Source organism: Massilia suwonensis (assembly GCF_042655665.1).
Classification (GTDB): domain Bacteria; phylum Pseudomonadota; class Gammaproteobacteria; order Burkholderiales; family Burkholderiaceae_D; genus Telluria; species Telluria suwonensis.
The window spans coordinates 1972780-1997551 of the sequence record NZ_JBHSMR010000013.1 but is presented as its reverse complement, the minus strand read 5'-3'; the positions used below and the strand labels follow the sequence as shown (position 1 = coordinate 1997551).

Annotated in this window: 22 protein-coding genes; 12 read left to right on the top strand and 10 right to left on the bottom strand. The window is 66.7% G+C overall.

The genetic code is table 11. The features are described 5' to 3' along the window. Nucleotides 1-19 precede the first annotated feature (19 nt). Nucleotides 20-535 carry a sterol desaturase family protein gene (locus tag ACFPQ5_RS17120; protein ID WP_379758297.1) on the top strand — a complete coding sequence of 172 codons (516 nt, stop codon included), beginning with the start codon at nucleotides 20-22 and terminating at the stop codon, nucleotides 533-535. Here ACFPQ5_RS17120 and crtB read toward each other — a convergent pair. From crtB to ACFPQ5_RS17085, 7 genes are all read right to left on the bottom strand, one after another. After that, a complete protein-coding gene (crtB, locus tag ACFPQ5_RS17115; protein ID WP_379758294.1) occupies nucleotides 450-1418 on the bottom strand; it encodes a 15-cis-phytoene synthase CrtB in 969 nt (322 codons plus the stop codon). The two genes, ACFPQ5_RS17120 and crtB, sit on opposite strands and share 86 nt — an antisense overlap. Then, nucleotides 1415-2902 (bottom strand): phytoene desaturase, encoded by a 1488-nt coding sequence (locus tag ACFPQ5_RS17110; RefSeq protein WP_379758291.1) that lies wholly within the window; start codon nucleotides 2900-2902, stop codon nucleotides 1415-1417. The genes crtB and ACFPQ5_RS17110 overlap by 4 nt, the downstream gene beginning before the upstream one ends. After that, nucleotides 2889-4091, bottom strand: a complete 1203-nt coding sequence (crtY, locus tag ACFPQ5_RS17105) for a lycopene beta-cyclase CrtY (protein ID WP_379758288.1) — start codon at nucleotides 4089-4091, stop codon at nucleotides 2889-2891. Before crtY ends, ACFPQ5_RS17110 begins: the two co-directional genes overlap by 14 nt. Further along, nucleotides 4084-5376: a glycosyltransferase gene (locus tag ACFPQ5_RS17100; protein ID WP_379758285.1), complete on the bottom strand. Its 1293-nt coding sequence runs from the start codon at nucleotides 5374-5376 to the stop codon at nucleotides 4084-4086. The genes crtY and ACFPQ5_RS17100 overlap by 8 nt, the downstream gene beginning before the upstream one ends. A 27-nt stretch (nucleotides 5377-5403) precedes the next feature. Continuing rightward, complete coding sequence (locus ACFPQ5_RS17095) at nucleotides 5404-6372, bottom strand: polyprenyl synthetase family protein (RefSeq protein ID WP_379758282.1); 969 nt, start codon at nucleotides 6370-6372, stop codon at nucleotides 5404-5406. A 275-nt stretch (nucleotides 6373-6647) separates the two neighbouring features. Then, nucleotides 6648-6833 (bottom strand): hypothetical protein, encoded by a 186-nt coding sequence (locus ACFPQ5_RS17090; protein ID WP_379758279.1) that lies wholly within the window; start codon nucleotides 6831-6833, stop codon nucleotides 6648-6650. A 135-nt stretch (nucleotides 6834-6968) separates the two neighbouring features. Continuing rightward, nucleotides 6969-7625, bottom strand: a complete 657-nt coding sequence (locus tag ACFPQ5_RS17085) for a TetR/AcrR family transcriptional regulator (protein WP_379758276.1) — start codon at nucleotides 7623-7625, stop codon at nucleotides 6969-6971. A gap of 112 nt (nucleotides 7626-7737) precedes the next feature. Here ACFPQ5_RS17085 and ACFPQ5_RS17080 point away from each other — a divergent pair, with 112 nt between their 5' ends. From ACFPQ5_RS17080 to ACFPQ5_RS17065, 4 genes are all read left to right on the top strand, one after another. Beyond that, entirely contained in the window at nucleotides 7738-8895 is a 1158-nt protein-coding gene (locus ACFPQ5_RS17080) for an HlyD family secretion protein (RefSeq protein WP_379758273.1), read from the top strand. A gap of 9 nt (nucleotides 8896-8904) precedes the next feature. Then, nucleotides 8905-10509 (top strand): DHA2 family efflux MFS transporter permease subunit, encoded by a 1605-nt coding sequence (locus ACFPQ5_RS17075; RefSeq protein ID WP_379758270.1) that lies wholly within the window; start codon nucleotides 8905-8907, stop codon nucleotides 10507-10509. Between the two features lie 24 nt (nucleotides 10510-10533). Then, nucleotides 10534-12003 carry an efflux transporter outer membrane subunit gene (locus ACFPQ5_RS17070; protein WP_379758267.1) on the top strand — a complete coding sequence of 490 codons (1470 nt, stop codon included), beginning with the start codon at nucleotides 10534-10536 and terminating at the stop codon, nucleotides 12001-12003. Between the two features lie 89 nt (nucleotides 12004-12092). Beyond that, nucleotides 12093-13145: a WD40/YVTN/BNR-like repeat-containing protein gene (locus tag ACFPQ5_RS17065; RefSeq protein ID WP_379758264.1), complete on the top strand. Its 1053-nt coding sequence runs from the start codon at nucleotides 12093-12095 to the stop codon at nucleotides 13143-13145. Between the two features lie 91 nt (nucleotides 13146-13236). On the opposite strand, the gene ACFPQ5_RS17060 is transcribed toward ACFPQ5_RS17065, so the two are convergent. Continuing rightward, entirely contained in the window at nucleotides 13237-13776 is a 540-nt protein-coding gene (locus ACFPQ5_RS17060; RefSeq protein ID WP_379758261.1) for an REP-associated tyrosine transposase, read from the bottom strand. A 134-nt stretch (nucleotides 13777-13910) separates the two neighbouring features. Between ACFPQ5_RS17060 and ACFPQ5_RS17055 the strand changes: the two genes are divergently transcribed. From ACFPQ5_RS17055 to ACFPQ5_RS17025, 7 genes are all read left to right on the top strand, one after another. After that, nucleotides 13911-15644: a dipeptidyl-peptidase 3 family protein gene (locus ACFPQ5_RS17055; protein ID WP_379758258.1), complete on the top strand. Its 1734-nt coding sequence runs from the start codon at nucleotides 13911-13913 to the stop codon at nucleotides 15642-15644. A 164-nt stretch (nucleotides 15645-15808) separates the two neighbouring features. After that, a complete protein-coding gene (locus ACFPQ5_RS17050) occupies nucleotides 15809-17437 on the top strand; it encodes a methyl-accepting chemotaxis protein (protein WP_379758255.1) in 1629 nt (542 codons plus the stop codon). Between the two features lie 84 nt (nucleotides 17438-17521). Next, nucleotides 17522-18202, top strand: a complete 681-nt coding sequence (locus tag ACFPQ5_RS17045; RefSeq protein WP_379758252.1) for a hypothetical protein — start codon at nucleotides 17522-17524, stop codon at nucleotides 18200-18202. 130 nt (nucleotides 18203-18332) lie between these two features. Beyond that, nucleotides 18333-19448: a BON domain-containing protein gene (locus ACFPQ5_RS17040; protein WP_379758249.1), complete on the top strand. Its 1116-nt coding sequence runs from the start codon at nucleotides 18333-18335 to the stop codon at nucleotides 19446-19448. Between the two features lie 164 nt (nucleotides 19449-19612). Then, entirely contained in the window at nucleotides 19613-20449 is an 837-nt protein-coding gene (locus ACFPQ5_RS17035; protein WP_379758246.1) for an HDOD domain-containing protein, read from the top strand. An 87-nt stretch (nucleotides 20450-20536) separates the two neighbouring features. After that, nucleotides 20537-22012, top strand: a complete 1476-nt coding sequence (locus ACFPQ5_RS17030; protein WP_379758243.1) for an NfeD family protein — start codon at nucleotides 20537-20539, stop codon at nucleotides 22010-22012. Between the two features lie 9 nt (nucleotides 22013-22021). Beyond that, complete coding sequence (locus ACFPQ5_RS17025) at nucleotides 22022-22783, top strand: slipin family protein (RefSeq protein ID WP_379758240.1); 762 nt, start codon at nucleotides 22022-22024, stop codon at nucleotides 22781-22783. Here the strand turns inward: ACFPQ5_RS17025 and ACFPQ5_RS17020 are convergent. Both ACFPQ5_RS17020 and ACFPQ5_RS17015 read right to left on the bottom strand, forming a co-directional pair. Beyond that, nucleotides 22780-23985 (bottom strand): MFS transporter, encoded by a 1206-nt coding sequence (locus ACFPQ5_RS17020; protein ID WP_379758237.1) that lies wholly within the window; start codon nucleotides 23983-23985, stop codon nucleotides 22780-22782. The two genes, ACFPQ5_RS17025 and ACFPQ5_RS17020, sit on opposite strands and share 4 nt — an antisense overlap. A gap of 146 nt (nucleotides 23986-24131) precedes the next feature. Further along, complete coding sequence (locus ACFPQ5_RS17015; protein ID WP_379758234.1) at nucleotides 24132-24728, bottom strand: IMPACT family protein; 597 nt, start codon at nucleotides 24726-24728, stop codon at nucleotides 24132-24134. Nucleotides 24729-24772 lie beyond the last annotated feature (44 nt).

Here is a 24772-nt window from a genome sequence, read left to right as displayed (position 1 = left end):
CCTATGGTAGGCTGCATCCATGCTGCTCAATACCCTCATCGTCGTGGCCACGGTCGTCTTCATGGAACTCTTCTCCATCGTGGCGCACAAGTACATCATGCACGGCTTCGGCTGGGGCTGGCATCGCTCGCACCACGAACCCCGCGCGGGCTGGTTCGAGAAGAACGATTTATATGCCGTCGTCTTCGCCGGCGTCGCCATCGCCCTGATCTGGTTCGGCACCGAGGGCGCCTGGCCGCTGCAATGGATCGGCGCCGGCATGACGGCCTACGGTTTCCTGTATTTCGTCGCCCACGACGGCCTGGTGCACCAGCGCTGGCCTTTCAAGTACACGCCGCGCAGCGGCTACGCCAAGCGGCTCTACCAGGCGCACCGCATGCACCATGCGGTCGAGGGCAAGGATGGGGCGGTCTCCTTCGGCTTCCTGTACGCGCCGCCCGTCGCCACCCTCAAGCGCCAGCTGCAAGCCCTGCATGGCGGGGCACCGCGGCGTCCATCCCGGGACGCCGCCACAGACCGCCAGGACGCGGCCTGAGCGGGCGCAGGCGCGACAGCAGCGCGTCGATGCCGGCCCGCGCCAGCAGCATCAGCTTGGTCGCCTTCGAGGTGCCGACGCGCTCGTCCCAGGCGGACGGGCCGCGCGCCTTGACCTTGATCCCGATCTGGCGATAAACCAGGCGCGCCGTGGCGATCGCCCAGGCCGAACGTAGGGGCAGGGCGGCAATGCCGTCGAGCGCCGAGTCGTAATACGGTTCAGCGTGATCGACCAGGCGCGCCGCGACTTTCGCCAGCGCTACCCGATGGCGCGGCAGCGCCAGCTCTTCAGGCGGAATGCCCGCTTCGCGCAGCCACTGCGCCGGCAAATAATAGCGCCCGATCGCGGCATCGTCGACGATGTCGCGCGCGATGTTCGTCAGCTGGAAGGCCAGGCCCAGGTCGCAGGCGCGCTCCAGCACCGCCTCGTCCTGCGCGCCCATGATCTGCGCCATCATCAGGCCGACCACGCCGGCCACGTGGTAGCAGTAGCGCAGCGTGTCCTCGATGGTTTCGTAGTGCACCCCGTCGACGTCCATACCGAAGCCGGCCAGGTGGTCGTAGGCGTAGCGCGGGGCGATGGCGCAGCGTAGCGCGACTTCCTGGAAGGCGGCAAAGGCAGGGTCGGCCATTGCCTCGCCGGCGTAGGCGCGGCGGGTCTGGTCGTGGAGACGGGCCAGCTCGGCGTGCGGATCGTGGACTGGGGCGGCGGCGCCGAAGCCGAGCTCCTGGCCGTCGACCACGTCGTCGCAATGGCGGCACCAGGCGTAGAGCATCAGCACGCTGCGCCGCGTGGGGGCGTCGAACAGCTTGGCGGCAGCCGCGAAACTCTTCGAGCCGACCTTGATGGTCTCCGTTGCGTGGTCGAGAAGGGCTTCGCTCATGCGGGTTCTCCCAGCATCAGGCCGGCCGTCGCCTTGGCCGAGCCGATCACGCCCGGCACGCCCGCGCCCGGATGGGTGCCGGCGCCGACCAGGTACAGGTTCGCCAGCGCGCTGTCGCGGTTGTGCGGACGGAACCAGGCGCTTTGCGTAAGCACCGGTTCCAGCGAAAAGGCCGAGCCGACGTGGGCATTCAACTGGTCGCGGAAATCGAAGGGCGTGAAAATGCGGCTGGTGACGAGCTGGCTGCGCAGGCCCGGCATGTAGCGCTGCTCGAGGTAGGCGAAGATGCGGTCGCGGTAGAGCGGCCCTTCGACTTCCCAGTCGATGTCGGCATTGCCCAGGTGCGGCACCGGCGCCAGCACGTAATGGCTGCCGCAGCCCGGCGGCGCCAGCGACGGGTCGGTGACGCAGGGCGCGTGCAGGTAGAGCGAAAAGTCGTCGGCGAGGGCGGGCCCCTTGAAAATGTCGTCGATCAGGCCGCGGTAGCGCGGGCCGAAGCAGACCGTATGGTGCTGCAGCTGGCTGTGGTGGTGGTCCAGGCCGAAGTAGATGACGAACAGCGAATTGCTGAAGCGCTTCTTGCGCAGGCTGGCCGCTTCGCTCGCGCCGCGCGGATGCTGATTCAGCAGGTTTGCATAGGTGTGCACCACATCCGCATTGGAGGCCACGGAATCGGCTGCGAAGAAACGGCCGTCTTCCAGGCGCACGCCGCTGGCACGCTCGGCCCGCGTTTCGATCTGCGCCACCTCGGCATTCAGCTCGATGCGTCCGCCGATGTCCTGGAACAGGCGCACCAGTCCTTTCACCAATGCGCCAGTGCCGCCGCGCGGGAACCAGACGCCCCAGCGCCGCTCCAGTGCGTGGATCAGCGTGTAGATCGAGGACGTGGCGAACGGATTGCCGCCCACCAGCAGCGAGTGGAAGGAAAAGGCTTGGCGCAGGTGTTCGTCCTGCACGAAGCGCGAGACCATGCCATAAACGCTGCGCCAGGCCTGGAGTTTGGCCAGTTGCGGCCCGGCCGCGATCATGTCGCGGAAGGACAGGAAAGGCACGGTGCCGAGCTTGATGTAACCCTCCTCGAACACGGCCTTCGAATAGGCGAGGAAGCGCTGGTAGCCGGCCACGTCCGCCGGATTGAAGTCGTGGATCTGGCGGTCGAGCGCCTCCTGGTCGTTCGCATAGTCGAAATGGCGGCCGTCTTCCCAGCACAGGCGGTAGAAGGGCGACACCGGCAGCATCTCGACGTAATCCTCGATACGCTTGCCGGCGAGCGCAAACAGCTCCTCGATGCAGGAGGGATCGGTGATGACGGTCGGACCGGCGTCGAACACAAAACCCTGGTCTTCGTAGACGTAGGCGCGGCCGCCCGGCTTGTCGCGCTTTTCCAGCAGCGTCGTTTGCGTGCCGCCGGCCTGCAGGCGAATGGCCAGGGCCAGGCCGCCGAAGCCGGCGCCGATCACCACGGCCGTTTTAGCTTGATTCATTCTGGATTCCTGATCTGACGGTGTTGGTGCGTAAGGGATTGGAAAAGGCGGCGCGCATGGCCGCGCCCACGGGCACGGGCGGCTTGCCGCTGAGGATGCGCGCCTTGTCGAGCGCGTGCAGGCGCGCGGCATAGAAGCGCGCGATCAGCGGCGCCGGCAGGCGGTAGAAGCGCTCCATGACGCGCCAGCGCTGGTCGGGGGCGGCTGCCATGAAGAGCATGCGGTTCAGCAGCCGGAAGAAACCTTGATCGCGCCATTCGCGCTGCGCTTCCTCGCGGATGGCGGCGAACAGGAGGGGCGCGTTCAGCGCGGGCAGGGCGGCGATGCGTTCGGCCAGGCGCACCGCGTGCGGCAGAGAGTAGCCGGTGGTGGCGTGGAACAGGCCGGCGCGCAGGCCGGAGGCGGGCTGGCCTCCCAGGTCCTGCCAGAAGCGCTCGATGTCGCCGGCTAGCACGATCGGCAGCGAGCCGTGTTCTTCGCGCAGTACTTCGACGATGTCCCAGCCGCGCATGCGCGCATAGGCGGCGATGTTGGCGCGCAGGCGTTCCGGTTCCCAGACGCCGGTATCGACGTAATGGGTGTCCTCGATCAGCACGCGGTCGGGGCCGAAGGGCAGCAGGTAAACGAAGCGGTAGCCGCCTTGCTGCTCGACGCTGGCGTCCATGATCACCGGCGCGGTCAGATTATGTGGGACAGCCAGTCTCACTTCCTGGCCGAGGAAGGTCTGGTAGCCGAGCGCGAGGCGGTTGCTCGGGCGCGGGCCGCGGCCGTCGATGACGGCGCGCGCGTAGAGGGTTTCGCCGTTTTCCAGGCGCACGCTGGTCGGGTTGACGGTATCGACGCGCACGCCGGTGCGCAGGGCGGGGCCGAGCGCCGCTTCGATCACGCGGGCGAAATCGTCGGACGTAATGCTCGCGTAGCCGCTGTCGAGCGTGCGCGCATGGCCCGGAAACACGACCTGGTATTGCGGCCAGCGGTGCCCGACCAGCGGCGCCATCCAGATGCGCTGCTCGAGGTCGAGGTCGCCGTCGTGGAAGGACCAGGTGTGGTTGCCGCCGATGCTCTCTCCGGCTTCCAGCAGCAGGATGTTCAGCTCCGGACGCGTGCTGCGCAGGCGCCAGGCGATCAGGCCGTTGGCGAGGCCGCCGCCGACCAGGATCAGGTCGACCATGCCTGGCAGCTTATCCATGCTGCACCGCGCCGCGTATGTGGATGCCGAACGCGGCTTCGACGATGTCCGCCGCGCGCTCGCTGCCGCCTGCCTGCCGGACGCTCTCGGCCAGCGGCGCGCAGCGGCGGGCAAAATCCGGTTCGTCGAGCAGGCGGCGCAGGCGGCGCTCGATGCCGCCTGTGCCCGTGAAGCGCGGCGAGGCGGACAGGCCGATGCCCGCATGGCGGATGCGCGCCGCCACGCCCGGCTGGTCGAAAGCGATCGGCAGCGCCAGGATCGGCGTGTCGGCGGCAACCGCATCCATCACCGTATTCAGGCCCCCGTGCGAGACGACGGCATCGGCCCGGGCCAGCGCGGCTTCCTGGGGTGCGAAGGCGCAGACCCAGGTCGCGCCCAGGTCTTCCAGCGCGGCGGCCTGGCGCGCATCGAGGCCGCCGCAGTGGGCCAGCAGCAGCTGGGCGTCGAGCCGGCGGCAGGCTTTGGCGACGCGCTTGAAGATATCGAAGCGATGGCCCTGCAGGGTGCCAAGTGAGGCGAAGATGAAAGGCCGGTCCGAAGCGATCTCCGGCAGCGCGTCTGTCCGAGCCGGCGTACGGAGCGACGCCGCGCGCAGCGGACCGACGTGAGTAAAGTGCGCAGGCAGCGCCTTGCGCGGAAACTCGAAGGCGGCCACCGTCTGGCCGATCTGCGCCAGCGGCGACAGGCAGTCGTGCAGGGCGCCGCGCAGAGGAATGCCGAGGGCGCGCGAGGCGGTTTCGATGGCGCGCCGGTGCGGCGTCATCATCCAGTCGTAGACGCGGGTACTGCCCTGGAACATGTGCAGGGAGCGCTCGCTGGCGCTCCAGTCGAAAGGCATGACCGGCAGCGGCACGCCGGGTTCGCGGTTCACCGGCAGCGCGCAGGCGACCGAGACGAAGGGCAGGCCGAGCGACTCGGCGACCAGGCCGCCGGCCGCTTCCATCTGGTCGGCGAGCAGCGCGTCGATCCGCAGCGTTTCGATGGCGGCCGGCAGTTCGCGGCACAGCATGGTGGTGGTGTCGGCCATGTCCTGGATGACGCGGCGCAGCCCGAGCGGGCTGCCCGGATTGGCGGCGCGCCGCAGCGACTGCGTCAGCGATCCCGGCGGATGGCTGTCGCTGCCGACGGCGTGGAAACCGAGGCGTGCGTCCTTTAAATAGGCGCGCGCGTCAGGACGCTGAATGAAGCTCACGCGGTGGCCGCGCTCGACCAATGCCAGCGCCAGCGCCGACAGGGCGCTGACATGGCTGTAGAAGGCCGGGGCGACCACGCCGAAATGGGCCATGCCTTGTCCTCGGCTAGCGGCGAGCGCTCAATGGCGCACCTGCTGCCGCTCCGGCGCAGTGTCGGCGAAGCGAAAGCCTGCACCCTGCCCGAACAGGGTGTCGACAAAGCGGCGCGTGCGCTGCTTGCTGCCGATCGCGTCGGTCAGATTGCGGTCGGCCTCGTCGAGGTGGCGCATCAGGCGCTTCTTTGCTTCCTCGAAGCCGAGCGCATTGACCAGGGTGGCCTTGCCCAGGTCCTTGCCGGTGTCCTTGCCGGTGACGGTCGTGTCCATCGCGACGTCGTCCTGGAAGTCGTCGCGGATCTGGAAGGCGTGGCCGGCGGCCAAGGCGAAGGCACGCAGCGATTGCGCGACGCAGTCGTCGGTCTCGGCCAGGATCGCGGCCATGTCGACCGAGACGCCGAGCAGCACGCCGGTTTTGAGCTCGTTGGTGGTGGCGATTTCCTGTTCCGAGCGTTGGGCGCCGGCGCGCAGGTCTTCGAATTGTCCGCGCACCAGGCCGGCCGTGCCGACCGTCTCGGACAGCTTCGCCACCAGGCGCGCGCGCACCGCGGGCGGCACCTCGGGCGCGCTGGCCAGCACGCCGAAAGCGCGGCTGAGCAGGGCGACCGACGCCAGGATGGCGACGTCCTCGCCGAACTGCACGTGGATGGTCGGCTGGCCGCGGCGCAGGCTGGCGTCGTCCATGCAGGGCAGGTCGTCCAGGATCAGGGAGGCGGCATGCACCATCTCGACGGCGCAGGCGATGTCGACCAGCGCGGGAGAGGCGCAGCCGAGGTCGCGCGCGACCAGCATCAGCAGCAGGGGCCGCAGGCGCTTGCCGGCGCTCAGGGTGCCGGCGCGCATCGCCTGGGTGAGCAGGTCGGCTCCATTGCCGCTGTCGGGCAGCAGTTCGGCCATGCGTTCCTCGAACTCGTGGCGGATCGCGGCCAGTTCGGCCTGCCAGGGATCGCTGCGCAGATCCCGTAAGTCCAATCGTCCAGTCATCGTAGTCATGCGCCGATCCCCATGCTGAAGAGTTAGACAAAATTAATGAATTAGTAATTCATCATAACCGGAAGCGAATTGATGCAATCGTCAATGTTTCAACCGTGTGGCAGGTTGGTGCTTGCTATTCTCGTTAAATCCAGCGATTTGTGTACATAAAGAGGGTAAGTGTCCCGCTGTTGTCCCGGTGACGTGTAGAACGCTGGATATCCATGAAAAATGCCGCCGAGCGTGAGCAGGGCGGCATTTCGTGGAGGCGCCGCGCACGGCGCCAGGGGCGGCGATCAGCCATAAGCAGTCCAGCTTTGCGGGATATCGATATGTCCCGACTTGGCGGCGTCGGCATAGGCGCGCATTTCGGCGACGACGGCTTCCAGCTGTTCGCTGCCCGGGTTCATCAGGAACCCTTTCATGCGCTCTTGCAGCGCAGCCTGCTGGTCGCGCCATTCGTAACGGGAAGTCTTGCTCATGCTACCCCCTTGCAGTGTCCTGCATCGATGTTCTTGTTGAGATCCATGACATCCTCCTTGATAAGGCAGACAGGTTCTCATTTTTATCGATAACGGGTCCGTGCGATGCCGCACATTTCGCTCGTCAGTACATTCCTACTTCAGCACCGCGCGATAGAACAGGTCGAGACGCTGTGCCAGCTGGCGATGCGCTTCCTCATGCGCCGGCTGATCGTGTGGAAAGATAAAGCGCTGCATGGCGTCGCCCGAAATCCAGCTGGTGAGGAAGGCGGGCAATTGCTCGAAGGGCAGGTCGGAGCGCAACTGGGCGCGGATGTCGGGACGGGCGAAGAAACGCTCCAGCATCTCGCGCGTCATGCGCGGGCCGGTATCATAAAACGTGTGGGCCAGCTCCGGATTGTCGCCGGCTTCCGCGATCACCACACGCTGCATCGCGATCAATTGATCTTCGCAGAGCAGGTCGAAGAAGCGGTGCGCGAAATCGCCGACGACCTCGCGGAAGGGACGCAGGTCGTGTTCCAGGTCGCCGACCTTGAAAAACTGTTCACGGCGCGACACCAGCACCGCTTCGAGCAGGCCGGCCTTGCCGCCGAATTTCACGTAGATGGTACGCACGGCCACGCGCGCCGCACGGGCGATCGATTCCAGGCTGGTGCGGGTATAGCCGTGGGTCAGGAACAGGCGGGCGGCGGCGTCGATCAGGTCTTGCATGCGGGCTTCGACGTCGCTTGCCTTGGGGCGGCCGGCGCCGCGCAGGCAGGGGACGCGGCTTGCTAACGATGATTTGCTCATGCCCTCACTGTAAATCACACAGAAATGAAATGCAACCGTTTCATTTCTTGACGAACTGAGGTACTTGCCGAATAATGTGGGAAATTGCCTTATTCCCTTTTCGGAGTACTCCATGTCGCAAACGCCTACGCTCGAGCAAAAGCCGCTCGGCAATCCTTCCGCCGCTCCGGCCCCAGCCGCTCCCGGCAAGACCCCGCCCAACAAGCGCGTCCTCGTCGTCGTCGGCTTGATCGCGATCGCGGCCCTGGCTGCCGGCGGACGCATGTGGTACCGCAGCCATAACTTCGTCGATACCGAAAACGCCTACATCGCCGGCCACGTGCACCCGGTGTCGGCCCGCATCGCCGGCGTCGTCACGCGCGTGCTGGTGGAAGACAACCAGCACGTCAAGGCGGGCGACGTCATCGCCGAACTCGATCCGGCCGACCAGCACGTGCGCGTCGAGCAGATCGAAGCGCAGATCGCCAGCGCGAAGCAGCAGGTGATCCAGGCCGACGCCCAGGTCGAGCAGGTGCGGGCCCAGGCCCAGGCGGCGCAGGCGCAGGTCGGCCAGTCGCAGGCACTGGCCCTGCGCGCGCGCCAGGATGCCGAGCGCTTCGGCCAGCTCTACACCAAGCAGATGAAAGCCGTCTCGAAGGCCGAAGTCGACGCCGCGAACGCCGCGCGTGCCGCCGCCGCGGCCGACGTGAATGCGCGCCGCGACAACGCCAGCGCCGCAAAGGCGCAAATCAACGCTTCCCAGTCGGCGCGCGACGTGCTGAAGGCCCAGATCAAGGTGCTGCAGGCGCAGCTGAAGGACGCCAAGCAGCAGGTCACCTACAGCCGCATCGTGGCGCCGGTCGATGGCCGCATCGGCCGCCGCAGCGTCGAAGTGGGCGCGCGCGTGCAGCCGGGCCAGCAGCTGGTGGCCGTGGTCGAAGACAAGGTCTGGGTAACCGCCAACTTCAAGGAAACCCAGCTGGCAGGCCTGAAGCCGGGCCAGGCGGTCGACCTCGAGATCGACGCGCTGCCGAACGAGCACCTGGTCGGCCGCGTGGACAGCTTCTCGCCGGCCTCGGGCAACCAGTTCGCGCTGCTGCCGGCCGATAACGCGACCGGCAACTTCACCAAGATCGTGCAGCGCGTGCCGGTCAAGATCACCCTGGCGCCCGCCGACGTGCAGCGCCTGACCGGCCGCCTGGTGCCGGGCATGTCGGTGGTCGCCGAAGTCGACCTGCGCCAGAAGGCGGAAGCCACCCGCACAGCATCGGCCAACACCGCGGCGAAGTAAGGAAGCTCCATGACGAGTACGACCAAGGCCGCACCGGCCGTGTTCCCAGGCGCACCCGCCGCCGGTGCGCGCGTCGATGCGCGCACCTGGATCGCGGTCGCCGCCGGCATGCTGGGCGCCTTCATGGCGGTGCTCGACATCCAGATCACGAACTCCTCGCTGCGCGACATCCTGGGCACGCTCTCGGCGACCCAGGAAGAGGGCTCCTGGATCTCGACCGCCTACCTGTGCGCCGAGATCGTCGTGATCCCGATGACGGCGCTGTTCGCGCGCGCCTTCGGCGTGCGCCGCTACATGATCGGCACCACCTCCCTGTTCCTGATCTTTTCGACCCTGTGCGGCGCGGCCTGGAACCTGGAGAGCATGATCGTCTTCCGCATGCTGCAGGGTTTTACGGGCGGCGCCCTGATCCCGATGGCGATGACCCTCGTGATGACGCGCCTGCCGAGTTCCAAGCGCGCGGTCGGCATGGCCATCTTCGGCCTCACCGCCACGCTGGCGCCGGCCATGGGGCCGACCCTGGGCGGCTACCTGTCCGAGATCTACGGCTGGCCCTCGATCTTCTACATCAACTGGGTGCCGGGCGTGCTGCTCATCGCCGGCATGGTGTATGGCCTCGACCGCGAACCTTCGCAGGCCAGGACGCTCGTCCACGCCGACTGGCTCGGCATCGGCTTCATGGCCCTGGGCCTGGGCTGCCTGACGATCTTCCTGGAAGAGGGCAATTCGAAGGACTGGTTCGATTCGCAGTTCATCGTGACCTTCGCCGCACTCGCCCTGATCGGCATCCTGGGATGGATTTCGACCGCCTTCACGCGCCAGCAATCCTTCGTCAACCTGCGTCTCTACGGCCACCGCAACTTCCTGATCGCGACCGTGCTGTCGGCCGTCACCGGCATGGGCCTGTACGGTTCCTCGTATCTGCTGCCGCTGTACCTGGGCCAGATCGCCGGCTACACGCCGATGCAGATCGGCGAAGTGATCGCCTGGGTCGGCCTGCCGCAGCTGATCGTGATGCCGTTCGCGGCGGCCCTGTCCTCGAAAGTCGACAACCGCATCATGTGCAGTTTCGGCCTGCTGCTGTTCGGCGGCTCCTGCCTGATGAACGCCTACATGGACGCCACCACCGGCTACGACCAGCTGATGCTGACCCAGATCGTGCGCGCCATCGGCCAGCCCTTCGTGATGCTGACGTTGTCGAATTTTGCGATGAACGGCATCGCCCCCAAAGACATGCCCTCCGCTTCGAGCCTGTTCAACATGACGCGTAACCTGGGAGGCTCGGTCGGCATCGCGATGCTGGCGACCTCGCTCACCAACCGCGAGCATTTCCACTCGGCGCGCCTGGGCGAATCGGTGTCGTCCTATGCGGCGCCGACCCAGGAACGCATCGAGCAGATGACGCAAGCCTTCATCGCCAACGGCATCGATCCGGCGACGGCGGCCAACCAGGCGCTGGCCGCGCTCGACCGCATCGTGCGGCGCGAATCCTATGTGATGGCCTACAACGACGGCTTCTTTATCGTCGGCGCGATCCTGATCGGCTGCATCGCCATGGTCTGGCTCGCCGACAAGGTCAAGTCCCCCGGCGGCGCCGGCGGTGGCGGTCACTGAACCAATTTAAAAGAAGAGAAAACGATGTTCGATTCCCTGATTCGCATGTTCCCGCAGCGTGCCTTGACCGTCGGCGTGACGGCCGCGCTGGCCCTGATGGCAAGCGGCTGCTCCACCATCGGTCCGAATTTCAAGGCGCCCGAGACGGTGCAGACGCCGGCCTACCGTCACGTCGATGCGGCGCCTGCTGACACGGCGCGCTTGCCGGCCACCTGGTGGACCGTGTTCAACGATCCCACCCTGAGCGACCTGGAAGAACGCGCGCTGCGCGACAACCCGGGCGCCAAGGCGGCGGCCCAGCGTCTGGTGCAAGCCCAGGCCCAGCTCGGCGTGCTGCGCGCCGGCCAGGCGCCGAACGTGTCGGTGAATGCCGGCGTGTCGAATTCGCGCACCTCGGCCGAGACTTCGCAGGCGCTGGCCCTGGGCGGCCGCTCGATCGAAGGCAACAACTTCTCGGTCGGCGCGGCCTTCTCGTATGAGCTGGACATCTGGGGCCGCGTGCGGCGCGTGATCGAAGCGGCCGACGCCCAGGCGCTGGCGGCGCAGGACGACCGCGACGCCGTGATGCTGGTGCTGTCGAGCCAGGTGGCGCAGAGCTACTGGCAGCTGCGCGGGCTGGATGCGGAGCAGGCGATCCTGGTCAACGCACTGGCGGCGCGGCGCGAAGCGCAGGAACTGGTCGAAGCGCGTTTCGACGCCGGCCTGACGAATGAGCTGGACGTCTCGCGCGCCCGCGTCGAGCGCGCCAATGCCGAAGCCGACCTGCACGAAGTGCAGCGCCAGCGTAATACGGTCGAACACGCGCTGGCGCTGCTGGTCGGCGTCTCGCCGAGCACGCGCCTGCTGGCGGCCGATGCCAGGCCGGCGCTGCCGCTGCCGCCGTCGATTCCGGTCGGCCTGCCGGCCAGCCTGCTGGCGCAGCGTCCGGACCTGGCGGCCAGCGTCGCCAACCTGCGCGCCGCGAACGCGCAGGTCGGCGTGGCCGAAGGCATGTTCTATCCTTCGCTGACGCTGACCGGCAATTTCGGTTATGCCTCCGAATCCTTGCGCGACCTCGCCGGCGGCAGCGCGCGCCAGTTCTCGGTCGGCCCGCTGGCCCTGTCGCTGCCGATCTTCGACGGCGGCCGCAACAAGGCGAACCTGGCCTTGTACAAGGCGCGCTACGAAGAGGCGGTGGCGAACCACGAGAACCGCCTCCTGACCGCGCTGCGCGAAGTCGAGGATGCCCTGTCGGATGCCCAGCAGCGCCAGAAGCAGGGCGACGTGCAGGTGCAAGCCCAGGAAGCGGCCGCACGCGCGCTGCTGGTGGCGCAGGCGCGCTACGAGCGCGGCGTGTCGACCTACCTGGACGTCACCGATGCGCAGCGCAGTGCGCTGGCCGCCGATCGCGCCGCCGCACAGATCCGCACGCAGCGTTTGCTGGCGTCGGTCGCCGTGGCGCGTGCCCTGGGTGGCGGCTGGTCGCAAGCACCGGCTCTCGCGACGGTCCGCTGACGCTCCTCGGCTGTCAAGCATCACAAACCATCGCAAGCAGGAGCGGGCAGTGTAAGATCGGCAATCACTATCAATCGATGCCCTTGCCCATGCCCGCTCGCTCCCTCTTTCTTGCAGCCCTGCTTTGCGCAGGCGCCGCCTCCGCGCAGTCTTCCTCATCCTGGCACGCCGAGTCCAGCGGCACCACCGCGGAGCTGCGCGGCCTCTCCGTCGTCAGCGACAAGATTGCCTGGGCCAGCGGCACGAAAGGCACCGTGCTGCGTACAAGCGACGGCGTCCATTGGCAGGCGCTGCAGGTGCCGGACGCCGGCGCCATCGACCTGCGCGACATCCACGCCTTCGACGCGCAGTCCGCCATCGTGATGGGAGCCGGGCCGGGCGCGGCGTCGCGTCTTTATGCCACCGCCGACGGCGGCGCGAGCTGGCGCCTGCTGGCCACCAACAGCTACGCGGACGGTTTCTGGGATGCGATGGCATTCTGGGACAAGGACAACGGCATCCTGTTCGGCGATCCGGTCAAGGGCCGCTTCCAGGTCTATGTCACGAGCGACGGCGGCGCGAGCTGGCGCGAAATGCCGGCCAGCGGCCTGGAAGCCATGCCGAACGAGGGTGCGTTCGCCGCCAGCGGCACCTGCCTCACCGTGGCCGGAACGAACGATGCCTGGATCGCCACCGGCGGCGCGGGCAGCTCGCGTGTTTTCCATTCCAGCGACCGTGGACGCACCTGGCGCGCCGCGACGACGCCGATTCCGGCCGGCGCGGCCGCAAAGGGCGTCTTCTCGGTCGCTTTCGCGAATGCGAAAGAGGGCGTGGCGGTGGGCGGCGACTACAAGGAACGGCTGCTGGCCGGCGTCAACGGCGCGCTGACCTCGGACGGTGGCGCAACCTGGACGCCGGCACGGGTCGCACCAAGCGGCTACATGTCGGTGGTGGTACCGGTGCCGGGCGCGCCGCGCGCTTTTGTTGCCGCCGGCCTGGCCGGCTCCGGCTTCTCGCGCGACGGTGGTAAAAGCTGGACCGCGCTGGACGACACGCCGGTGAATACGGTCGGCTTCGCCAGTCCCTCAGTTGGCTGGGCGGTGGGGCCGAAGGGCTTGCTGATGAAGTACACGGGCCCGGAATTGGCTGCCGTACGCGAATAAACATACACAACCGGCGCGGTCGTTAAGCTGCGTCGGTCGTGTAACGTAGGGCGGGCATGCCCGCCATTACGTGCGCATGCCCACCCGCTGCTCAATCCAGATTGCGCGTCCGCGCATCCACCGTCCCACCCCAATCCTGCGCATACACCCCATCGCGGACATACCGATGAAACGTCGAATGCTCCCACTCGCCGACGTTCATCACGAAGCCATGCTTCACCGGATTGAAATGCACGTAATCCATATGCTTTTCAAGATCGGAGTCATCGCGTATCTGGTGTTCCCAAAACCTGCGTTGCCAGATCGTCGATTCGCGCTGCTTCTTCGCCGTTCGTGTCAACAACGCAGGGTCGTGCAGCGTCTCGCGGCACAAGTACGAAACATACCGCTTGATTTCGCCCCAGCGACGTCCATAATCGAAATCCCGTTCCGGCAAGGTCCAAATGCAGTGCATGTGATTCGGCATCAGCACCCAGGCGTCGATCGTGAATGGGCGCGCGGCGCGGACAACGGTGATCGATTGCCGGAGAGCGGCGCGAAAGCGCGGGTCGCAGAAGATTGGACGGCGCTGGTAGACGACGACGGTGAAGAAGTAGGTTGGGCCGGCGTGGCGGCGGCGGTAGTTTGGCATGGTGCGGCATCGTAGCCGCGTGATGCACAATGCCATATGTGCCGGCGCAAACGTGTCGTGCATGCAGTGAGTAAATGCATACGAATTTGGCGGGCATGCCCGCCCTACGGAAATCGCAATATAACAGGAGACACATGAAACACCTTCTCGCACCACTGGTGCTGGCCATCGCCGCCGGCGCCGTTACGGCAGCCGAAGCACCCGCCGCCAAACCCCACGCCGCCACCGCCGCCGAACTGAACGCGATGGCCAAGCGCTTCGCGCCGATCGACCTGCGCGCGGAGACCGCCGGGCTGTCGAAGGGCGACCGCGTCGCCATCGGCAAGCTGATCGAAGCGGCCAAGATCGTCGACACCCTGCAATTGCGTCAGCGCTGGTCCGGCAACGAAGCGCTGTGGGCGGCGCTGCAGAAGGACAACACGCCGCTCGGCAAGGCGCGACGCGATTACTTCTGGCTGAACAAGGGACCGTGGTCCATCATCGACGGCAATGCCTCCTTCATGCCAGCCGAGTACGCAGGCATCGCGATCCCCGCGCGCAAGCCGGACGGCGCGAACTTCTACCCGGCTGGCGCGACCAAGGAGACGCTGGAAGCCTGGATGAACGGGCTGCCGGCCAAGGACAAGGAAGCGGCGCAGTGGTTCTTCACCACGATCCGCACCGGCAAGGACGGCAAATTCCGCACCGTGCCGTATTCCGAGGAATACAAGACGGAACTCACGCAACTGGCGAAACTCCTGCGCGACGCCGCCGCCAGCACCGATAACGCGTCCCTGAAAAAATTCCTGCTGCTGCGCGCCGACGCCTTCCTGTCGAACGACTACCTGGCATCGGATTTCGCCTGGATGGACCTCGATTCGCCGGTGGACATCACCATCGGCCCGTACGAGACCTATAACGACGAACTGTTCGGCTACAAGGCCGCCTTCGAGGCCTACGTCAGCGTGCGCGATCCGAAGGAAACGCAGAAGCTGAACTTCTTCGGCAAGCACATGCAGGAGCTGGAAGACAACCTGCCGGTCGACAAGCAGTACCGCAATCCGAAGGTCGGGGCGATGGCGCCGATGGTGGTCGTGAACCAGGTGTATGGCGCCGGCGACGGCAACATGGGCGTGCAAACGGCCGCCTACAACCTGCCGAACGACGAGCGCATCATCCGCGAACGCGGCTCCAAGCGCGTGATGCTGAAGAACATCCAGGAAGCGAAGTTCGAATCGACCCTGAAACCGATCACCAAGCTGGTACTTCGTCCGCAAGACCAGAAGGACCTCGATTTCGATTCCTTCTTCACCCACATCCTGGCGCACGAGATCACGCACGGCCTCGGCCCGCACCACACGAAACAAAACGGCAAGGAATCGACGCCGCGCCAGGACCTGAAGGAAGCCTATTCGACCATCGAGGAAGCGAAGGCCGACGTCACCGGCCTGTGGGCACTGGCTTACATGATGGAGAAGGGCCAGCTGAAGGACACACTGGGGCAGGGCGAGGCGGCCGAGCGCAAGCTCTACAACACCTTCCTGGCGTCGTGCTTCCGCACGCTGCACTTCGGGCTGACGGATTCGCACGCGCGCGGCATGGCGATTCAGGTGAACTACCTGCTCGACAAGGGCGCCTTCGTCTCGCATGGCGACGGCACCTTCTCGGTCGATTTTAAAAAGATCAAGCAGGCCGTGATCGACCTCGACCGCGAATTCCTGACCATCGAAGCGACCGGAGATTACGCCCGCGCCAAGGCGATGATGACGAAGTACGTCGTCATTCGTCCGGACGTGCAGAAGGCGCTCGACAAGATGAAAGCGGTGCCGAACGATATCCGCCCAGCCTTCGTGACCGCTACGGCGCTGACAAGGAAAGAGCAACAATGAATATTTGCTATCAATTCCGGCAAATTACAACATTAGAGGGCCGTTTCTAGTCAGTATTTGACGAAATTGCAGGTGGCTCTGCTATAGTGTCGTCATATTTCCCTACGGCAATAATTATGGGGACGTGACCGGCGCGTTGTCCGGATGACCTGTAGCGAGCTTCCATGTTTTCTTCGAAAATGACGATCGGCGCCCGCCTGGCGCTGGGTTTTGGCGCCGTGCTGGCGCTCATGATGGTGTTGACGGCGCTGGCGGTGAGCCGCGTCGGCAACATCGATGCCACCCTCAATCACATCAACGACGTCAACAACGTCAAGCAACGTCACGCAATCAATTTTCGCGGCAGCGTGCATGACCGCGCGATTGCCCTGCGCGACGTGGTGCTGGCCGGCGACATTGCCGCCGCCCAGCCTGCCATCGAACAGATCCGCGTGCTGGCCGCCAACTACGAGCGCGCCGGCACCGCCCTCGATGCGCTGTTCGCCGCACGCAGCGACATCCTTCCCGAAGAGAAGAGCGCACTGGCCGCGATCAAGGAAGACGAACGCAAGACCCAGCCGCTGATCGACAAGGTGACGGCCTTGCGCCTGGCCGGCGATACCGAAGGTGCGCGCGCCTTGCTGGCGCAGGGCGCCGCACCGGCCTTCGTGTCGTGGCTGGCCAGCGTGAACCGCCTGATCGACCTCGAGGAACGGCTGAACAAGGACGCTGCCGCCGAAGCGCGTGCGCTCTCCGGCAGCTTCTTCGGCTGGATGGCTGTACTGTGCGCCATCGCGGTGGCCGCGGGCAGCCTCGGCGCCTGGTTCATCAGCCGCGGCCTGCTGCGCCAGCTCGGCGGCCAGCCGGACTACGCCGCCGACATCGTGCGCAGCATTGCCGCCGGCAATCTCGGCGTGCGCATCGACACTGCGCCCGGCGACCGCTCGAGCCTGCTGTTCGCGATGGCGGGCATGCGCGACAGCCTGGTCGACATCGTTGCGCAGGTGCGCACCGGCACACTGACCATCGCCAACGCGGCGACCGAGATCGCCGCCGGCAACCAGGACTTGTCGTATCGCACCGAAAGCCAGGCCGACACGCTGAAGGATACCGCTGCCTCGATGGAAGAGCTGACCGGCACCGTGCGCCAGAACGCGGACAACGCGCGCCAGGCGAATGCGCTTGCCGAATCGGCGTCTAGCGTCGCGTCCAAGGGCGGTGCGGTGGTGGCCCAGGTGGTCGAGACGATGGCCTCGATCAACGCCTCCTCGAAGCAGATCGTCGACATCATCGGCGTCATCGACGGCATTGCCTTCCAGACCAATATCCTGGCCCTGAATGCGGCCGTGGAAGCGGCGCGTGCCGGCGAGCAGGGACGCGGCTTTGCAGTCGTCGCGACCGAAGTACGCAACCTGGCCCAGCGTTCGGCGGCCGCCGCGCAGCAGATCAAGACCCTGATCGGCAGCTCGGTCGAGCGCGTCGACGCCGGCGCTCGATTGGTGGACAAGGCCGGCAGCACGATGCAGGACATCGTCACCAGCGTGAAGCGCGTGACCGACATCATGGCGGAGATCAGTTCGGCCAGCGCCGAGCAGAGCGCCGGCATCGAACAGGTCAACAGCGCCATCGGCCGCATGGACGAGGCGACGCGCCAGAATGCCGCCCTGGTCGAGCAGGCCAGCGCGGCCGCCGCGTCGCTCAACGACGAAGCCGCGGCCCTGGCCGAGGTCGTGAGTGTCTTCAAAATGGAACAGCAAGCGGCGCGCTCTGTTGTTCCGGCGCCGCATAAGGCCGCGTTGGCATTGTCAGTTTGAACAGGGACAAAAATATTTCTGCGTGGGAAGATAATCTGGGTCATAGAATTGCTTTGAAGCATTTCGCTGATCCGGATGTGTCCCATGTTCAAATCTCTGCTGTCTTTTGCGCTGCTCGCTGGCGCTACCGCCCAAGCCGCTGAACTGACGGCGCTGGAAAGCCGCTGGCTACAGGCGGCCTCTCCGGTCCTGGTTTATTCCCAGGCATTGAAACTCCCGATCGACATCATTGTCCAGCCCCAGGCGCGCGCTACCGACGTGCCGCTCGCGATGGGCTATGCGGGCGGTCGCTGCAAGCTGGTGCTGTCGCTGCGCGGCAATCCCCAGGCGGAATTCGTCTTCGCAGGCATTGCACAGGAGCAGCAGGCCGAGCTGATCGAAGCAATGGCGGCGCACGAGATCGCCCATTGCTGGCGCCATGCGAACGGTGCCTGGAATGCGTTGCCGGCCGGCTTCGTCGAAGTCGGCGAAGAGACGGCGAGCGACGGCTCGCTGCTGGCAATCTCGCGCGCCCTGCGCGAGTCACGCCGCGAGGAAGCCTATGCCGACATGGCGGCGCTGGCCTGGACCCGCCACAGCCATCCGCAGGCCTACGGCCGCGTCCACGGCTGGCTGCGCAGCGTGCGCGCCGGGCAGACCCCGCGCGGCGGGCACGATACCCGGGCCTGGGTCGAGCTGGCGAGCGACGGCAGCCGTTTCGGCAAGGCCGAGGCGCCCTTCGAGGACGCCGCGCCGCTCTGGAAGGAAGGCCTGCTGCAGGACTGACGCAGGCGCCCGCCGCCCGCCAACAGGGCATTTTATGGTTTTTTCGGCAAGTGTTCGTTGTCGCACAGATGTTGTGGGGAGGGGCGCGTTTAATGGCGCTATCACAACAACTGACTTCAGGGACACCGCCATGAAAACCTTGCTCGCTACTCTGCTGGCTACCGCAGCCGGCGCCACCTTCGCCGCCGCCCCGACTGCCGCCCTGAACCACGATCCTGCGACCTATCGCAACGTGAACCAGAAGGCTGCGACCGAATACAAGGCAGCCACCGCCAAGTGCGATCCGAAGAGCGGCAACGACAAGGACGTCTGCATGGCCGAAGCGAAAGCGGCGCGCGCGCGCAGCGAATCCGAGGCCATCGCCAAGTACAACAATTCCGAAAAAGGCCGCGCCAGCGCCCGCAACAAGGTTGCCGAAGCCGATTACGAAGTGGCGAAAGCCAAGTGCGACGCCAAGAGCGGCGCCGAGAAGGACAGCTGCATGGACAACGCCAAGTCGGTGCGCACCGCCGCGCTGGCCGACGCCAAGGCCGGCCGTGACGGCGCATCGTCCACCGCGGCTGCCGGCGCCAGCGGCAGCGCCGGCCTGATCGCCAGCACCGACACCAAGGACCCTGTGAAAGCCGCCGCCGTCGCCAAGTGCGAACAGGCTGCCGGCAACAGCAATACCGGTTGCCTGGTCGACAGCAAGGGCAACGTGACCACCATGGCCGGCCGCGCCGAGAACGCCACCGAGCGCGCCGCCGACAAGACCAAGGACGCCGCATCGACCGCCGTCGACAAGACCAAGGCCGTTGCCGCGACCGTTGCCGAGAAGACCAAGGAAGTCGCATCGACCGTGGTCGACAAGACCAAGGCTGCTGCCTCGACGGTCGCACAGAAGACCGAGAATGCTGCGGAAAACGTCGGCGACAAGAGCCGCCAGGTGGCTGCCGACGCCAAGCAGGAAAGCAGGGAAGCGGCCGCCAGGACCGACAACGCCACCGACCGCGCCGCCGACAAGACCCGCGACGCCGGCCGCACGACCGCCGTTGCCGCATCCGACACGGCGCTCACCACCAAGGTGAAGGCGAACCTGCTGGCGCAGCCGGAACTGAAATCGCTGGGCATCCACGTCGAGACCGAGAAGGGCGTCGTCATGCTGAGCGGCTTCGTCGAATCGAAGGCCGAGGCCGACAAGGCCGTCAAGGCGGCCAAGGAAGTCGAAGGCGTGAACAGCGTGAAGAGCGCGATCAAGGTCAAGTAAGCACGCAGGAATCGGGCGGCTCGCCAGGGCCGCTTTCACAGCAGCGCGCGCAGCCGTCCCGGGTGGCTGCGCGCGTTGTCGTATGCAAGCCGCATTCCTGCCGGGATCGGCGGGCACGCACGGTGTAATGACGTGAGCGGGGGCCGGGCAGGTATAATTTTCGGGTGAACAAACTCGAAGCCTTCGGATACATCGTGGCGCAAGCCTCGCGCGGTGATATCACATTCCCTACCAGCGTCAATGCCGTGCTGCGCCTGCAGCAGGCGCTCGACGATCCCGACTGTCCGCTCGACGAGGCGATCCGCCTGGTGCTGGCTGAACCGCAACTGGCCGCGCGCACCGTCGCTCTGGCCAACTCGGCCGCCTTCAGCGGCGGTGGGCCGTCCGTCACCAACGTGCGCGCCGCCGTCACCCGCATGGGTTACCGGCGCCTGCAGGCGCTGGTTGCCAGTCTGGTGGTGCGCCAGTTCGGCAGCCGCATCAAGGATCCCGGCCTGCGCGCCAAGGCCGAGCAGCTGTGGGAGCACACCACCCACGTGGCCGCGCTGGCCTGGTCGCTGGCGCGCCACGTCACGGGCGTGAATCCCGACACGGCCCTGTTCGCCGGCATCATCCACGAGGTCGGCGGCTTTTATCTGCTCTCGCGCGCCGATGAATTCCCCGGATTGCTGGACGACGATCCGGAAAAGTGGGGCGAGCTGTGCGAGGACGTGGTCAGCCTCGAGGTGCTGAAAAAGCTCTCGGTACCGACCTCGGTGGCCGATGCCATCGGCGGCCTGCGGCGCGCCTGGATCAACATGCCGCCCTCGACCCTGCTCGACACGCTGCTGCTGGCCAACCAGTACGCCCCGGTGGCTTCGCCGCTGGGCAGCGTGCAGCCGGAGTTGCCGGAGCACGGCGACAGCGCCCTCGATTTCGTCCTCGACGAAGCGCTGCTGGAGGCGATCCGCGCCGAGGCGCTGGAGACTTGCAAGGCGATGGGCGGGCCGCTGCTGGTCTAAGCATCTCGCGTTTGGTCAAACGGCGCACGGGAACCAAGAACGAAGCCAGCCGTTCTAACCGCAGGTAGACCATCCTGCGGAGGCGGTGTGAAATCCTGGCCGGCGCGTGCATCGATCACCATTGTGCGGTTGCTGTGCCTGCTCTGCCTGCTGGCGGCGCCGGTCGTGGCCGCGCAGCCGCGTCCTGCTGTCCCCGGCGCCAGCCTGCTCACGGTCGACGGCCCGATCGGCCCCGCCTACGCCGACTACATCGAACGCGGCATCGCCCAGGCGGCGGCCAGGGGCAGCCGGCTGCTCGTCCTCCAGATCGACACGCCGGGCGGACTGGACACCTCCATGCGCGTCATCGTGCGCGCCATCCTGGCCGCGCCGCTGCCTGTCGCCTGCTACGTCGCTCCAAGCGGGGCGCGCGCGGCGAGTGCCGGCACCTATATCCTGTATGCCTGCCACATCGCGGCAATGGCGCCCGGCACCAATATCGGTGCGGCCACGCCGGTGCAGATCGGTACCGGGCCGGATCCTCCCGCAGGCACTCCATCGGGCACGGGCAAGGCCGGTGAGGAAAAATCGCGCCAGCCCACTGCGATGGAAAGCAAGGCCGTCAACGATGCCGCCGCCTACCTGCGCGGCCTGGCCCAGCTGCGCGGACGCAATGCGGTCTGGGCCGAGGCTTCGGTGCGCGAGTCGCTGAGCTTGTCGGCCGAGGATGCGCTGGCGGCCAAGGTGGTCGACATCGTCGCGCGCGACGTGCCGGGCTTATTGGCGCAGGCGCATGGACGCACGGTGGCCGTGCGCGGCCAGCCCTGGCGCGTCGACACTGGCGGCCTGGTGCTGGCCGCGACGCCGCCGGACTGGCGCACGCGCCTGCTGGCCACCATCACCAATCCGAGCGTGGCCCTGATCCTGCTGTCGGTCGGCGTGTACGGCCTGCTGTTCGAATTCATGAGTCCGGGGGCGGTGCTGCCGGGCGTGGTCGGGGCCATCTGCCTGCTGCTGGGGCTGTACGGCTTGCAGCTGCTCCCCATCAATTATTCCGGGCTGGCGCTGATCCTGTTCGGCCTGGCCTGCATGCTGGCCGAAGCCTTCCTGCCCAGCTTCGGCGTGATCGGCTTCGGCGGCGTGATCGCCTTCGTGATCGGCGCCTTGCTGCTGCTCGACAGCGAAGCGCCGGGCTTCGGCTTGCCGCTGGGGCTGGTGGCGGGCATCGGTTTTGTCGCTGCGCTGCTGGTGGTGGGCACCGCCCAGGTCGCGTTGCGCACGCGGCGCCGGCCGCGTCCCGGCGCACTGGCGTCGCTCGAGGGCGGCATCGGTGAAATGCTGGGCGACGCAGGCGGCAACGCAGCCGGTAACGGCGTGCGCGAAGGCTGGGCGAACGTCGGCGGCGAGACCTGGCAGGTGGCGGCCGACGCGCCCTTGCGACGCGGCGAGCGGGTGCGCGTACTGGGCCGGCGCGGACGCGTGCTGCTGGTGGCGCCGCTCGAGCCGGGCTCGCCTCCGGCACCGCTGGGGCGGGTGCCCCCACGCCCCGGCAACAATCAGGATGCGCCCGCCAACGGACACTAGGAGAACCGCATGCTGTTCAACCTGAGTTTCGGCTTGTCCCTGCTGATCGTCGTGGTGCTGGTCCTGTTCGCCATGTCGGTGCGCGTCTTGCGCGAGTACGAGCGCGGCGTCGTGTTCCAGCTCGGCCGCTTCTGGGCGGTAAAGGGACCGGGACTGATCCTCCTGATCCCGGTGCTGCAGCAAATGGTCCGGGTCGACCTGCGCACCGTGGTGCTCGACGTGCCGAAGCAGGATGTCATCTCGCGCGACAACGTCTCGGTGAAGGTGAATGCCGTGCTGTATTTCCGGGTGGTCAATCCGGAGCGCGCCATCATCCAGGTGGCCAACTTCCTGGAAGCGACCAGCCAGCTGGCCCAGACCACGCTGCGCTCGGTGCTCGGCAAGCACGAGCTCGACGACATGCTGGCCGAACGCGAACGCCTGAACATCGATATCCAGCAAGTGCTCGACGCCCAGACCGACGCCTGGGGCATCAAGGTCGCCAATGTCGAGATCAAGCACGTCGACCTGGACGAATCGATGGTGCGCGCTATCGCCCGCCAGGCCGAAGCCGAGCGCGAGCGGCGCGCCAAGGTGATCCACGCGGAAGGGGAGTTGCAGGCGTCGGAAAAGCTGATGCAGGCCGCCGAGGTGCTGGCCCGGCAGCAGGGATCGATGCAGTTGCGCTACCTGCAGACCCTGTCCACGCTGGCCAGCGACAAGACGGCAACCATCGTGTTTCCGCTGCCCGTCGAGATGCTGTCGAGCCTGCTGGAAGGGAGGAGACGCTAGGCGGATTCGGTTTCGCGCACGTGGACGGCGCCAGCCGCATGCACCTGCGGCGGCTGGGCACGGCGCATGGCCAGCATCGCCAGCGACAGCAGCACGCCCGTCGCGGCCAGGCCTGCCGCCACCCACTGCGGCGCCGCATACGAATACCCGAGCGTCAGAGGGATGCCGCCAAGGAAGGCGCCCGTCGCGTTGCCGATATTAAAACCCGACTGTCCGAGCGAGGAGCCCAGCATTTCCGCTTCGCGCGAATGGTCGATCAGCAGCATCTGGATCGGCGGCCCCAGCGCCAGCGCATTCGCACCGGTGAGGAAGGCCAGCGCCAGCATGGCCGGCTGCGAGGTGGCCAGCAAACCGTTGAGCAACAGCAGCAGCGTCATCGTGGCCAGCAGGATCAGGACGGCGCGCAGCGGCGCGACCCGGTCGGCCAGGCGGCCACCGGCGGTCACGCCCACCGTCATGCCGACGCCGACCACCGTCATGATCATCGGGATCTGACCAGGTGCAAAGCGCGACAGGTCGGTCAGCAGCGGCGCGATATAGCTGAACCAGGCAAAGAAGCCGCCGGTGCCGATCGAGGTGATCGCCAGTGCCATCCATAGGCCCGGGCTGCGGAAGATTTTGAGGTCTTTCATGAAGCCGCCGCTCGGATGCGCGTCGAAATGGGGCACCAGCTGCTTGAGCGAAACGGCGGTCAGCAAGCCGATGCCGGCCACGATCAGGAACACCAGGCGCCAGCTCATGTTATGGCCGAGCCAGGTACCCAGCGGCACGCCGAGGACGTTGGCCAGGGTCAGGCCGGTGAACATGGTCGCCATCGCGGCCGCCGCTTTCCCTTCGTCCGCAAGACGGCGGGCGACGACGGCGCCGACGCCGAAGAAGGCGCCGTGCGGCAGGCCGGCCAGGAAGCGCGACACCAGCATCAAACCGAAGTTCGGCGCCAGCGCGGACAGGGCATTAAAGACCGCAAACATCAGCATGAACCAGATCAGCACGCTACGCGGCGGCCGCTTGGCCAGCAGGCTGACGAGGGTCGGCGCGCCGACCACGACGCCGAGAGCATAGGCCGTGATCAGGTAGCCGGCCTGGGGAATCGTGATGGACAGACCGGTGGCGATATCGGGGAGGATGCCCATCATGACGAATTCGGTCATCCCAATGCCGAAGCCGCCAAGGGCCAGCGGGAGCAGGCTTTTCTTGATCAAAATAAGGTGTCTTTACAGTGGTGACACCGGCCGGGCGCCATGCCGGGCCGAGTGGAACCGGCCACTATAGCCCGCCACGCACGCGCAGTCCGCTTTCTACTTGTGATGTCAGGTATTCGGAGCCCTGATAGCGAGGGGCGGCCGGCTCAACCGGCGTCGTCGTCGATCCAGGCAATGCGGCCATGGCCGGCTTCGTTCAGGCGCGCGACCAGGGCCAGGGCGCCGGCTTCGGCCAGGCTGAAGGAAAAGACGACGGCCTCGCCGTGGCTGACCTCGAGCAGGGTGGCGTTCATCGCCTCGAGTTCGCGCCGGATCATGCCTTCCTGGGCGTAGGGCGCGCTGCAGCGGAGCAGGGTATGACGCACGATCGCGATTTTCTCGGCTTGCAATAGCGCCTGGGCCACGCTGTCGGTATACGCCCGCACCAGGCCGCCGGCACCGAGCTTGACGCCGCCGAAGTAGCGCACCACGGTCGCGAGCACGCCTTCCAGGTCCTGGTGGCGCAGCACGTCGAGCATCGGCCGTCCGGCGGTGCCGCTTGGCTCGCCATCGTCGACCGCGGCGGACTGGCCGCCCGCCAACAGTGCCCAGCACACGTGGGCCGCCTGCGGATGCTCGGCGCGCAGGCTTGCCACTACGGCCTGCGCACTGGCCCGGTCCGTCATCGGCTGCACGCAAGCGATGAAGCGGCTCTTCTTGATGAGCAGTTCGTGGTGGACGGGAGCGAGGATGGTCTGGGGCATGGCGCAATATGGAGGCGCATAAACAAAAACGCCAACCGGTGAAG

Bases quoted from the DNA above. Each gene is read 5' to 3' on its own strand.
- ACFPQ5_RS17055 (WP_379758258.1), top strand. From the start codon at position 13,911: ATGAAACACCTTCTCGCACCACTGGTGCTGGCCATCGCCGCCGGCGCC.
- ACFPQ5_RS17015 (WP_379758234.1), bottom strand. From the start codon at position 24,728: ATGCCCCAGACCATCCTCGCTCCCGTCCACCACGAACTGCTCATCAAG.
- ACFPQ5_RS17060 (WP_379758261.1), bottom strand. From the start codon at position 13,776: ATGCCAAACTACCGCCGCCGCCACGCCGGCCCAACCTACTTCTTCACC.
- ACFPQ5_RS17120 (WP_379758297.1), top strand. From the start codon at position 20: ATGCTGCTCAATACCCTCATCGTCGTGGCCACGGTCGTCTTCATGGAA.
- ACFPQ5_RS17090 (WP_379758279.1), bottom strand. From the start codon at position 6,833: ATGAGCAAGACTTCCCGTTACGAATGGCGCGACCAGCAGGCTGCGCTG.
- ACFPQ5_RS17050 (WP_379758255.1), top strand. From the start codon at position 15,809: ATGTTTTCTTCGAAAATGACGATCGGCGCCCGCCTGGCGCTGGGTTTT.
- ACFPQ5_RS17095 (WP_379758282.1), bottom strand. From the start codon at position 6,372: ATGACTACGATGACTGGACGATTGGACTTACGGGATCTGCGCAGCGAT.
- ACFPQ5_RS17045 (WP_379758252.1), top strand. From the start codon at position 17,522: ATGTTCAAATCTCTGCTGTCTTTTGCGCTGCTCGCTGGCGCTACCGCC.
- ACFPQ5_RS17100 (WP_379758285.1), bottom strand. From the start codon at position 5,376: ATGGCCCATTTCGGCGTGGTCGCCCCGGCCTTCTACAGCCATGTCAGC.
- ACFPQ5_RS17040 (WP_379758249.1), top strand. From the start codon at position 18,333: ATGAAAACCTTGCTCGCTACTCTGCTGGCTACCGCAGCCGGCGCCACC.
- ACFPQ5_RS17075 (WP_379758270.1), top strand. From the start codon at position 8,905: ATGACGAGTACGACCAAGGCCGCACCGGCCGTGTTCCCAGGCGCACCC.
- ACFPQ5_RS17085 (WP_379758276.1), bottom strand. From the start codon at position 7,625: ATGAGCAAATCATCGTTAGCAAGCCGCGTCCCCTGCCTGCGCGGCGCC.
- ACFPQ5_RS17070 (WP_379758267.1), top strand. From the start codon at position 10,534: ATGTTCGATTCCCTGATTCGCATGTTCCCGCAGCGTGCCTTGACCGTC.
- ACFPQ5_RS17080 (WP_379758273.1), top strand. From the start codon at position 7,738: ATGTCGCAAACGCCTACGCTCGAGCAAAAGCCGCTCGGCAATCCTTCC.
- crtB (WP_379758294.1), bottom strand. From the start codon at position 1,418: ATGAGCGAAGCCCTTCTCGACCACGCAACGGAGACCATCAAGGTCGGC.
- ACFPQ5_RS17110 (WP_379758291.1), bottom strand. From the start codon at position 2,902: ATGAATCAAGCTAAAACGGCCGTGGTGATCGGCGCCGGCTTCGGCGGC.
- ACFPQ5_RS17025 (WP_379758240.1), top strand. From the start codon at position 22,022: ATGCTGTTCAACCTGAGTTTCGGCTTGTCCCTGCTGATCGTCGTGGTG.
- crtY (WP_379758288.1), bottom strand. From the start codon at position 4,091: ATGGATAAGCTGCCAGGCATGGTCGACCTGATCCTGGTCGGCGGCGGC.
- ACFPQ5_RS17065 (WP_379758264.1), top strand. From the start codon at position 12,093: ATGCCCGCTCGCTCCCTCTTTCTTGCAGCCCTGCTTTGCGCAGGCGCC.